The 10,154-nt window shown below is 71.6% G+C and carries 10 protein-coding genes and 1 pseudogene; 7 read left to right on the top strand and 4 right to left on the bottom strand.

Going from position 1 to position 10,154, the window contains the following annotated elements; all coding sequences use genetic code 11:
- The 3 genes from IJH84_RS10210 to IJH84_RS10200 all read right to left on the bottom strand — a co-directional run.
- A partial coding sequence (locus tag IJH84_RS10210) for an AfsR/SARP family transcriptional regulator (protein WP_295143196.1) occupies window positions 1-805 on the bottom strand: 805 nt, incomplete at its 3' end.
- A gap of 262 nt (window positions 806-1,067) precedes the next feature.
- Complete coding sequence (locus tag IJH84_RS10205; RefSeq protein WP_295143193.1) at window positions 1,068-2,231, bottom strand: M20 family metallopeptidase; 1,164 nt, start codon at window positions 2,229-2,231, stop codon at window positions 1,068-1,070.
- A 116-nt stretch (window positions 2,232-2,347) separates the two neighbouring features.
- The gene (locus IJH84_RS10200; protein ID WP_295143190.1) at window positions 2,348-3,802 is read right to left on the bottom strand and encodes a carotenoid oxygenase family protein; all 1,455 of its coding nucleotides are present in this window, start codon (window positions 3,800-3,802) and stop codon (window positions 2,348-2,350) included.
- 70 nt (window positions 3,803-3,872) lie between these two features.
- On the opposite strand from IJH84_RS10200, the gene IJH84_RS10195 reads away from it, so the two are divergent.
- From IJH84_RS10195 to IJH84_RS10180, 4 genes are all read left to right on the top strand, one after another.
- Window positions 3,873-4,553 carry a TetR-like C-terminal domain-containing protein gene (locus IJH84_RS10195; RefSeq protein WP_295143187.1) on the top strand — a complete coding sequence of 227 codons (681 nt, stop codon included), beginning with the start codon at window positions 3,873-3,875 and terminating at the stop codon, window positions 4,551-4,553.
- Window positions 4,554-4,759: 206 nt separating this feature from the next.
- Window positions 4,760-4,975, top strand: coding sequence for a hypothetical protein (locus IJH84_RS10190; protein WP_200072572.1), 216 nt, complete (start codon window positions 4,760-4,762; stop codon window positions 4,973-4,975).
- 103 nt (window positions 4,976-5,078) lie between these two features.
- Window positions 5,079-5,783 (top strand): DsbA family protein, encoded by a 705-nt coding sequence (locus IJH84_RS10185; RefSeq protein WP_295143182.1) that lies wholly within the window; start codon window positions 5,079-5,081, stop codon window positions 5,781-5,783.
- Window positions 5,784-5,849: 66 nt separating this feature from the next.
- Window positions 5,850-6,023, top strand: a complete 174-nt coding sequence (locus IJH84_RS10180; protein WP_200072570.1) for a hypothetical protein — start codon at window positions 5,850-5,852, stop codon at window positions 6,021-6,023.
- Window positions 6,024-6,052: 29 nt separating this feature from the next.
- Here the strand turns inward: IJH84_RS10180 and IJH84_RS10175 are convergent, their stop codons facing one another.
- Window positions 6,053-6,934, bottom strand: a complete 882-nt coding sequence (locus IJH84_RS10175) for an NAD(P)H-binding protein (protein ID WP_295143179.1) — start codon at window positions 6,932-6,934, stop codon at window positions 6,053-6,055.
- Window positions 6,935-7,271: 337 nt separating this feature from the next.
- Between IJH84_RS10175 and IJH84_RS10170 the strand changes: the two genes are divergently transcribed.
- From IJH84_RS10170 to IJH84_RS10160, 3 genes and pseudogenes are all read left to right on the top strand, one after another.
- A complete protein-coding gene (locus IJH84_RS10170) occupies window positions 7,272-8,519 on the top strand; it encodes an EAL domain-containing protein (protein WP_295143176.1) in 1,248 nt (415 codons plus the stop codon).
- A gap of 56 nt (window positions 8,520-8,575) precedes the next feature.
- On the top strand, window positions 8,576-9,940 hold the full coding sequence (locus IJH84_RS10165) for a glutamine synthetase family protein (RefSeq protein ID WP_295143173.1): 1,365 nt from the start codon (window positions 8,576-8,578) through the stop codon (window positions 9,938-9,940).
- Window positions 9,941-9,946: 6 nt separating this feature from the next.
- Window positions 9,947-10,154, top strand: a pseudogene (locus IJH84_RS10160) (amidohydrolase); the annotation flags it as partial.

Below are 10,154 nucleotides of genomic sequence, written 5' to 3'. Positions count from 1 at the left end.
CCGGGGACGGGGCCGTGCGGCTGTCGGCCACCTTGGCCCGCGGAGTCCTCGCCGGTTCCAGCGCGGGATCCGCGGTGAGCACCGACTGGTGCAGTTCTTGCAGGTCCTGACCGGGGTCGACGCCGAGTTCGGCGTCCAGCAGTTCGCGCGTCCGGCGGTAGGCCTCCAGCGCGTCGGCTTGCCGCCCGCTGCGGTACAACGCGATCATCAGCTGGGCGCAGAACCGTTCCCGGGTGGGATGTTCGGCGGTCAGCGCCTTGAGCTCCGGGACGATCTCGTCATCGCTGCCGAGTTGCAGTTCGAGGTCGATGCGTCGCTGCACCGCCTGCAGCCGTCGTTCGCTCAGCGCCAGGGCGACGTCCCGATGCAGCGCATCTGAGTCCACATTGGACAGAATGGGGCCGCGCCACAGCGCGACGGCCTGCCGCAGCACCCGGGCTTCCTCCGTCGGCGCGGCGAGCCGGCCTGCCTGGGCCAGTAGGTCCTCGAACCGCAGCAGGTCGAGCTCGGCGGGCTCGACCCGGATGCGGTAGCCCTCCGGGTGCGTCTCGACGACCACGCCGTCGCCGTCATCGGCACCGAGGGTCCGCCGCAACCGCATGACGTAGGCGCGCAGCGTGTTGCGCGCACCGCGGGGAGGCGCTTCGCCCCATAACCGGTCGGTCAGCTCGTCCAACGGCACGACCTGGTTCGCCCGCAGCAGCAGCGCCGCCAGCAGCACTCGCTGCTGTCCGGAACGCACCGGTATCTCGACCCCGGCACTGCGAACTTCCAGCGGACCCAGGACGAAGAATTCGAGTTCCAAAACCGCACATCCTCAACCGCAAGCCCCGGGCCGCCGCGAGCTCCGGCCTCCTCACCTCGCAGGACACCTTGGCAGAACGCCGCAGTCACCGTCGAGTCACCCAGCAGTCACCGCGGGTTGCCAGCGTTCATCTCACCGCGAGCTCAGCGCTTCGCGGTGCGCGGTCCACTGGGGGAATCTCCGGCATCGTCCACGTGCCGGGGTTGGACCGGGACCGGCGTGCACGTGCAGGGGGAGCGCGATGGCGCTGCGTGCACGCCGGTCAGAACACTCGTCGTTCGTGCAGCCGGCCGATCAGGTGCGCGAGCAGCGCGATCTGCGCCGGCGACTCGCCCGGCAGCACGTGCTCGTCGCGGGAGTGCGGGCCCGCGCCGACCGCGCCGAGCCCGTCGAGCACCGGGAAGTCCAGCGCGGACACGAAGTTCGCATCGCTCACGCCGCCCACCGAGGTGCCTTCCAGCGTGCGGCCGAGATCGTCCGAAGTGGCGCGGGCCAGCTCGAACAACCGCTCCGAGGCCGGGTTGGGGTTCATCGGTGGCCTGTTCCAGCCGCCCTGCAACTCGACCCCGATCCGCTCGTCGGACACCGCGAGCGCGGCGAGCCCTGCGTCGATCCGCGGCATTTCGGCCGGGTCCTGCACCCGGACGTCGATCTCGCAGCTCGCCCGCCCGGCCACCACGTTGCGGCCGGTGCCGCCGGTGATCGTTCCGACGTTGATGGTGGTTCCCCGGCCGGGCTCGGCGAGCGCGGTGACGGCCGGGATCAGTTCGGCGAGCGCGTGCACGGCGCTGGCCCCGGCGTCCGGATCCAGACCCGCGTGCGACTCCACGCCGCGCACCACCAGGTCGAACAGGCCGAGCCCCTTGCGGCGCACCTTCACCTTGCCCGCGCGGCTGGGTTCGAGCACCAGCGTCGCGTCGGATGCGCGGCACGCCCGCTCGATGAACTCGCGGGAGGCATGGCTGCCGATCTCCTCATCACCCGTGCAGAGCAACCGCACCGAGGGGTGCGGGATCTCCAGTTCGCGCAGCAACCGCAGCGCCCAGACGCCGTGCACGATGCCGAGCTTCATGTCCAGGCAGCCGGGAGCGGTGATCCGGTCGTCCTCGATGGTGAAGGGCCACTCGGCGAGCGTGCCCACCGGCCAGACCGTGTCGTAGTGGCACAGCAGCAGCACGGTGCCACCGGTGGTGCCGGGGAAGGTGGTGTCCAGGATGTCGCCGTAGGAGCCGCCGTCGTGGCGTTGCCGGGAACCCGGCTCACCGAGGCGTTCGGTGAGCCAGGTTTCGAGGTCCGCGAGCCCCGCGTCCAGCGCCTGCTTGTCGTGGCTCGGCGTTTCGGTTTCGACCAACCGGCGCAGGTCGGCCAGCACATCGGGGAGCGCGGTCTCCGCGCGCTCCGCCAACGCCGCTGCGTCGCTGTCCACTCGCCACCTCCGAGGTCGCACTGCACCAGAACATCTGGGCCCAGCGGCACGCCGCCGATGAACTCCGGTGTCCCAGCTGACCAGATCGGCCGACCGCCCGGCGCAGCGGGCGACGATCACGCGCTGGTCGGCACCCAGTTGCCGTGGAACCCGTTCGGAACCCGGACGGGCAGGTGCACGGCGGCAACGGTCTCCAAGCTCGCCGCGTCGAGGATCATCAGGTCGCTGCGGGCCGCAGCTCTGTCGTAGGCGAAGCCCATGAGCACGCCGTCGTCCTCAGCTGCGTCCGGGGAGCTGGGCTCGAAGACGAACTCACCGACTTCGACGCCCGCCCCGAACCGCCGTTCGGTGGTCCGGCCCTGCTGTAGGTCGTGCTTGAGCAGTGCACCGCCCTGCTCCAGGCCCCGGCCGACCTCCGGTGCGTAGCCGTACCGGTGCGCCCGTCCGACGCGGCGCTCGTCGACCCGCGGGAACTCCTGCGCCCGATCGTCGAGCCGTTCCTCGCGCACCCGGCCCGCGGCGAGGTCGACGGTCCAGCGGTCCAGCGTGGGGGTTCCCTCGTTCGGGCCGTGCAGGTCGGTGTCGAACATCTTCGGGTGGCGCACCACGTCGAGCACGACGGTCGCGCCGTCGTCGTAGGCGTTCATCGGGTGGAAGACGTAGCAGGGCTCGACCTCGAACCAGCGCACGTCGGCGTTGCCGCCATCGCGCGGCATGACCCCGATCCGTGCCGGGTAGCGGCGGTTCCAGCGGTACGGGAGGCCGGTGTTGGCGCCGAACCGGCCTGCGGCCATCGCCGCGATCGGGTCGGGCACCCGGACTCTGCCGATCACCGCCGAGAGGACCAGTTTCGCCGGGGTGCGCAACAGCGGTGGCACGGTGGCCCGCGCGACCCGCTCCACGTCGAAGGTGACCGGCAGGTCGTAGAACACCACGTGGTCCCGGGTCAGCGAGAAGTCGTGCATCATCGGCGAACCGGTCACCTCGATGTCCACCGCGCGCCTGCACCGGCCGTCGGTGCCGATCACGGAGTACTGCACGGTGTTGCCGCGGCCGAAGAAGTACGAGACGGCGTGCAGCTCCCCGGTGTCCGGATCCCGCTTGGGGTGCGCGGTGTAGCCGCCGGGCAGGGTGTCGTCGAAGTCGCACGGACCGACGGTGTCCAGCGTGTCGGTGAGCTCGTAGTTGGCCACGCCGCCCTCGATCAGCGCCAGGGTGCGGCCTGCGTGGCCGATCACGTTGGTGTTGGCACCGAGGCTGGGGAGTCCGGCTCGGCGGCTCCGGCCGTTGCGGCGGGGTTCTCCGAGCGCTGCCGCCACGTCGGGAGAGCGGACCCAGCGGTTGCGGTACCACTCCGCGCGGCCTTCCCGGAGCCGGATTCCGTGCACCATCCCGTCGCCCATGAACCAGTGGTACGCGGCCGGATCGACTTCCCGCATCGGATTGGGGCCGTTGCGCAGATACCGCCCGTCGAGGTGTTGCGGGATCGAGCCGGTGACGGCCGGCTCGGTCAGCGTCCGCTCGTCCTCTACCGGAGCGAAGCTGCCGTTGAGGTAGTCGTTGCTGCTCATGGCGCATCCCCCTGCTGGCTATAACGCGGTTATAGGATTAATGTAACGACGTTATGGGAGGTTGCCAAGGGTGAGCACGACAGGTTCGGCCGGAATGCGTGATCGGCTCGTGCAGGCCGCGGTGGCGCTGCTGGCCGCGGAGGGCCCGGCGGCGTTGCAGGCCCGCCGGTTGGCGCGGGAGGTCGGCGCGTCGACGATGGCGGTCTACCACTACTTCGGCGGCATGCCTCAGCTGCTCAGCACGGTGATCGAGGAAGGGTTCCGGCGGCTGGATGCGCGGCTTGCGGAGGTCGCCGCCACCGACGATCCGGTAGTGGACCTCGGCAGGCTGGCGCTGGCCTACCGCGACGTGGCTCGCGAGAACCCGCACCTCTACGACGTGATGTTCGGGCTGTCGGCGCCTGGCGGTCATCGGCCGGAAGAACACGAGCAGCCGGGGGCGGACGAGCCGAGCGTGTCGCAGCGCGCCTACGGGCATCTCGTCGCCGCGACGGAACGGACGGTCCGCAGCGGCCGCATCCGGGAAGCCGAACCCGCCCACGTCGCCGCGCAGCTCTGGAGTCTGCTGCACGGTTACGTCACGCTCGAGCTGTCCGGGCACTTCGATCAGTTCGACGGACCGGAGCAGGTGTTCATGCCGATGGCGTTCAACCTGCTCGTCGGACTCGGCGACGATCCGGAACGGGCCGCGCGTTCGGGGCGGCGGGCGTTGGCCGCGGCCGGGAGCGTCCGCGCGAACTCCGTCCACTGAGGATGATCGGCCGGCGGCCGATCCCGGCGGATGGATCGCCGGGAATGCACGGGCGCGGTGCGGTGTTGCCCCGCGGCCGGCGGCACTGGCGAGCAGATCATCGGCTCGCTCCAGCGGTTTTGCGAAGCTTCAGCCGTGACCTGGGTGGTGCAGCAGTGAGCGGCCGGTGTTGCGAATTGATTCCCGCCTGAAAGTGCGAGCGCGAAATGCTCTTCCAGTGGCTTGTGCCCGCGCTGGCGCTGGCCATGTGCTTGCTGATCTCGTGGCTGGCGTCGCGCTCGAACCGGACGATGCGCGAGTCCGAACGCGTCCTCGATGATCGCGGTAGGGGCGACCCGGTTTCCGATGAAGACGTGCGTGAACCGCGCGCGGCCGAGCAGCCCGCGCGGGAGGGCGAGCCGGAACGACAACCGGTCGCTTGACCCGAACCGCGGGCCGCGACGGCGAAATTCGCTCGTAGCGGCCGGGTTCTGGTTGCCGCAGCGGTGCGTGTGCACGGCCCGGGGCAGTGGGTAGCCGGTCGGTGTGAGTGCAGATCTCGAGTTCTTCTTCGACCCGCTTTGCCCGTTCTGCTGGGTGACCTCGCGCTGGGTGGTGGAGGTGCAGCGGCAGCGGACGCTCGCAGTGCGCTGGCGTCCGCTGTCGCTGGCGATCCTCAACGAGGACATCAGCTACGAACAGCGCAAGCAGGCCTCACCCGCTTACCCGGACAGCCACGTGCGCGGGCTGGAAATGCTGCGGGTGGTGCACGCCGCCCGCGAGCGCGCGGGCCCGGAACGCGTCGGTGATCTCTACACCGCGCTCGGCGAACTGGTTTGGGATTCCGAGGCACCGCAGGGCGACGACTTCGACGCGGTCATGCAGGAGATGGCCCGCCACCGCGATCTGCGCCCGGCGCTCGAACGGGCCGGACTGCCCGCGGACCTCGCCGAGGCGGCCGACGACGCGGACCGCGACGCGGACCTGCGGGCCGAGACGTTCGAAGGCGTGGACCGTTGCGGGGGCGGAGTGGGCACTCCGATCTTGTCCTTCGCGCCGCCCGACGGCCCGGCGCTGTTCGGGCCGGTCGTCGACTCGCCGCCCGCAGGGACGGATGCGCTGCGCCTGTGGTCTGCGGTGGAAACGCTCGCCACCTGGCCCGGTTTCGCCGAGCTCAAGCGGAACCTGCGCAGCTTCCCGGACACCCCGTTGACCGCGAAGCTCGCCCGGACCGGCACCCAGGTGCGGTGAGCCGCGCGGTTTTCGGGTCGCCGAGCGGGGGCATCCGCCGGGTGAGCCGACTCGGGGAGGCACGTCATGACACGGATGAACCAGCCACCGCGAGAGCACAACTCGGACCCGGCCGAAGGGATCCGGCAACCGGAGGTGCTCGCCACACCGGACTCGGATACCGGCGACAAGCAACCGGCTCGCCCGGCCGTTGATCCGGACCGGCGCCCGCACGCGGACACCGCAGCCGAAGGCGAGTAGCCCGCCGATCACGACCGGGGTCCTGCGGATCAGCGCGCCGTCTTCGGCGCGGGCCACCACCCCGCTTCGCGGATGGGCGTGGCAGGCGAGCCGGTGATGCGGGGCACGACGTCGGTCACCTTGTCCAGCTCGCCCCCGGCGATGGCCTGGTACCAGGAGATCCACGCCTCGATCTGGGTGCCGCTGATGCCCAGCCGCCACCGCCGCGCGAACGCCTCCGGCAAGGTCTCCGGCTCGTACCGGTAGGGCTTGCCGGTGGCCTCGGCGATCCGCGGGACGGCTTCGGCGAGGGTGAGCGACTCGGGGCCGGTGACCTCCAGGACGGCGCCGTCGTGCTCGGTGCTCTCGTCGGTGGCCACGCCGGTGATCGTCGCGGCGATGTCGTCGTGGGTGGTGAACGCGACCCTGCCGTCGCCGCCGGGACCGCGGATCGTGAACTCCTCGTCGGCCAGCGCGGCAGGGGTGGAGGCGTAGAAGCCGGCGCGGAAGACGGTGTGCCGGACTCCCGCACCCGCCAGGTACTGCTCGGTCAGCCAGTGGTCGCGGGCGTTGCGGTAGGTCGCCGTCGCCGCCGCTCCGATCAGCGACACGTACAGCACCCGGCCGACGCCGACGTCCATCCCGGCCTGCACGGCGGAGGCGTGTTCCTCCAGCCGCTTGCCGGTCGGGTGCGAGGAGATCAGCACGAGCGTGGAGGCGCCGTCGAGCGCGCTGCGCATGGCCGCGGCGTCGTCGTAGGCGGCCGGACCGCGCTTCTCGGCGAAGGGCAGCTCGGGCAGCCGGGACGGATCGCGCCCGATCAGCAGCTGCGGCACCCCGCCGTCGGCGAGCCGTGCGGCGATCCGGCTGCCGAGCGCGCCTGTCGCGCCGGTGACCGCCACGGTGCCGTGGTCCTTCGCTGCGATGGCCAAACCTTGCCTCCAAGCTGCGATGATCGGGAATGCCGCCGCCGACTATAGGAGACGGCGGCGTGCTCGCTGCGTGCACGCGGCGCGGTGGCAAGCCGGACGGCTCGTCGACGCTGGCCAGAGCGTGCGAATCCGCGGAGTGGAAACGATCCTGGTAAGCCGCGGGCGTCGTGCCGGCGCACGTTTGCCGTGCAACGGTCGGCCTTCATACTGCGCCGGTAGCATCGGCGGTGAGCGTTGCGCGTCCGCCGAAAGCGGTACGTGTGTCACCTGCACCTACAGCGACATGGCGACTACGGCACCGGTGCGGTGCCTGCATCGGTCGAACCGGGAGCCTCACGTGAACCAGCAGCCGCCAGCATTCACCGCGGAGTCGGCCGAGCTGTTCCACAGCCTGCCGGTGGCGCTGGCCGCGCTGGATGCGCGGGGGACTGTGCTGGAGGCCAACGCCGCGCTGTGCGCGATCCTGGGCTATACCCGCGCCGAGATCACCGAGCTGACCTGGGCCGACCTGCACGCGCCGCAGGATCCGGACGGTTCCTTCGCCGACTGCGGCGGCCGGGCGGGCCACCTGCACCGCCTGATCGGCAAGCACGGGGAACAGGTGGTCTGCGACATCAGTTCGGCCGCCTCTCCGCAGCAGAACGGCGAGCGGGTGTGGCTGACGACGTTCGTCGATGTCGGTGAGCGGCAGCAGCGGACCGGGCAGTTCGAGCCCGCGGCGCCGCACGCCTCGTTGGAGCAGCAGCTCCGGGAGGCGATCGCGCACGACCAGCTCACCGTGCACTACCAGCCCGTCGTGGACCGGGCGGGGTACGTCAGCAGTGCAGAAGCGCTGGTGCGGTGGCCGCATCCGCAGCACGGGCTGCTGTTTCCCAGCAGCATCATGCCCGCCGCACGGCACGCCGGTCTGCTGCCCGAACTCGACGAATGGGTGCTGCGCGCCGCGCTGCAGCAGGCCACGGCCTGGCCTGCGTGCGGGGACCGCCCGGTGGGGATCGCGATCAACCTGGGCAGCCAGCTGCTGCACGACCCGGCGTTCGACGAGCTGCTCGCCGAGATCGTCGCCGCTTGCGGCCTGCCGTGGGACCGCCTGATCCTGGAGATCACCGAGACCGATCTGCTCGACCTCGCCCCGGCCACCCATGGCGCCATCACCGGCCTGGTCGAACGCGGGGTGCGGTTCGCGGTGGACGACTTCGGCACCGGCTACTCCTCGCTGGAGCGGCTCAAGGACCTGCCCGTGCAGGCCATCAAGCTCGACCGCAAGTTCGTCTCCGGCGTCGAGGACGATCCGGTGGACACCGCGATCGCCGGTGCCGCGCTGAGCATCGCCCGCGCCCGCGGCAGCGTCTGCGTCGCCGAAGGGGTGGAAACCGCAGGGCAGCTGCACCGGCTCGCCGGTTTCGGCTACGACAAGTTCCAGGGGTTCCTGTTCTCGCCTGCGGTGCCCGCGCCCGAGTTCCGCGCCCTGATCGGTCGTCCGCTCCTGTCCGGTACGGGCGAGCGGTCGGTCGCCGCTGGATTGGTCAACACCGGCTCCCGCGCGGCTCGTGACTCGCCGCGGCCGACCGGGCACGCCGGGTAAGATCGGCCGCGTCCGGGGCCGGTTCAACGGCCCGCCAGTCGCAGGAGGCCGTGCGGATGACAGCCGATCGCATTCCCGCCGCCGAACCGCCCGGCCTCGGCGGCTTGCTCGCGCGGCTGCGCGCGTCCGGGGTCTCGATGGTCGAACTGTCCTTCGCGGACAACGCCGGAGTGGTCCGGTCGAAGGCGGTTCCGCTGGAGCGGCTCGGCACCGCGTCCCACTACGGGATCGGTGTCTCGCCGTGCTTCGAGACGTTCTGCTTCGACGACGAGATGGTCTACGGCCGTCACCTCGGCGGCCCGGACGGCGACCTGCGGCTGATCCCCGATCTCGGGCGGCTGGTGCCGCTGGCCGCGCAGCCCGGCTGGGCATGGGCGCCGGTCGACAAGTTCGTGCAGGAAGGCGGGCGCTTCACCGCCTGCCAGCGGGCGTTCGCCCGGAACCAGGCGGCGGCGCTGCAGAGCTCGGGGCTGTCGGTGCGTGCCGCGGTCGAACACGAGTGGGCGCTCGGTGCGGGCGGAACCGAGGAATTCGTCCCCGCCGTCGTCGGTCCCGCGTACGGCCAGACGCGCCTCGAAGGTGCCGCGGAGTACGCGCGGGAGCTGGTGCACACCCTGCACGCCCAAGGATTGCCGGTAGAGCAGTTCCATCCGGAATACACCTCGGGACAGGTGGAGCTGTCGGTGTCCGCGGCCGATCCGGTGGCCGCGGCCGACGACGCGATCTTGGTGCGGCACACCGCCCGGCAAGTGGCGCGCCGCCACGGCTGGCGGGCGAGCTTCGCGCCGTGCGTGGTGCCGGGGATGCCGGGTTCCGGCGCGCACGTGCACCTGTCCGTCCACGACGACGCGGGCAACCTGTTCACCGGCGGCGACGGGCCGCACGGCCTGCGCCGGGAAGCCGAGGCCTTCCTGGCCGGTGTGCTGGTGGAACTGCCTGCGCTGCTGGCGGTCGGGGCCGGGAACCCGGCGAGCTTCCTGCGGATGGTGCCGTCCCGCTGGGCCGGGGTCTGGCAGGCGTGGGGCCGGGAGGCCAGGGAATCCGCGATCCGCCTCGTCCCCGGTGTGCGCGGAACCGCCGAGTGGGCGGCGAACGCGGAGGTGAAGTGCTTCGACGCCACCGCGAACCCCTACCTGGTGATGGGCAGCGTGCTCGCCGCCGGAGCGGCGGGTGTTCGCCGCGGGTTGCGGCTGCCCGCGGAGACCACCGGTGACCCGGCACTGCTCGAAATGCAAGACGTGCCGCGGCTGCCTGCCACCGGGGCGGACGCGGCCGAGGCGCTGGCGAACTCCGCCGTGCTGACCGAAGCCATGGGCGAGGTGCTGCACGATGCGGTGGTGACGGTGCGCCGAGCCGAAGCGCGCCGCTTCGGTTCGGCAAGCGCGGACGAGCTGGTGGCCGCCACCCGGTCCCGCTGGTAGGTCGCCGTGCTCACCGACGGGCTCCCGCTGCTCGACCAGCACTGCCACGGCGTGCGCGACGCCGACCTGGACCGGGCCGGCTTCGAACTGCTGCTGACGGAGGCCGACCGGGTGGTGCCGGGCCGCAGCCCGTTCGAGTCGATGCTCGGTGTCACGCTGCGCAGGCTGTGCGCGCCGGTGCTGGACCTGCCGCGGCACGCGCCCGCCGAGGACT

Source organism: Saccharopolyspora sp. (assembly GCF_017434145.1).
GTDB classification, from domain to species: Bacteria; Actinomycetota; Actinomycetes; order Mycobacteriales; family Pseudonocardiaceae; genus Saccharopolyspora_C; species Saccharopolyspora_C galaxeae.
Note: the sequence above shows the minus strand (reverse complement) of the source record. Positions and strands in the feature narration are given on the sequence as shown.

What these genes read in the sequence shown, in the direction of transcription:
- IJH84_RS10200 (WP_295143190.1), bottom strand. Translation starts at nt 3,802, where the DNA reads ATGAGCAGCAACGACTACCTCAACGGCAGCTTCGCTCCGGTAGAGGAC.
- IJH84_RS10190 (WP_200072572.1), top strand. Translation starts at nt 4,760, where the DNA reads ATGCTCTTCCAGTGGCTTGTGCCCGCGCTGGCGCTGGCCATGTGCTTG.
- IJH84_RS10180 (WP_200072570.1), top strand. Translation starts at nt 5,850, where the DNA reads ATGACACGGATGAACCAGCCACCGCGAGAGCACAACTCGGACCCGGCC.
- IJH84_RS10165 (WP_295143173.1), top strand. Translation starts at nt 8,576, where the DNA reads ATGACAGCCGATCGCATTCCCGCCGCCGAACCGCCCGGCCTCGGCGGC.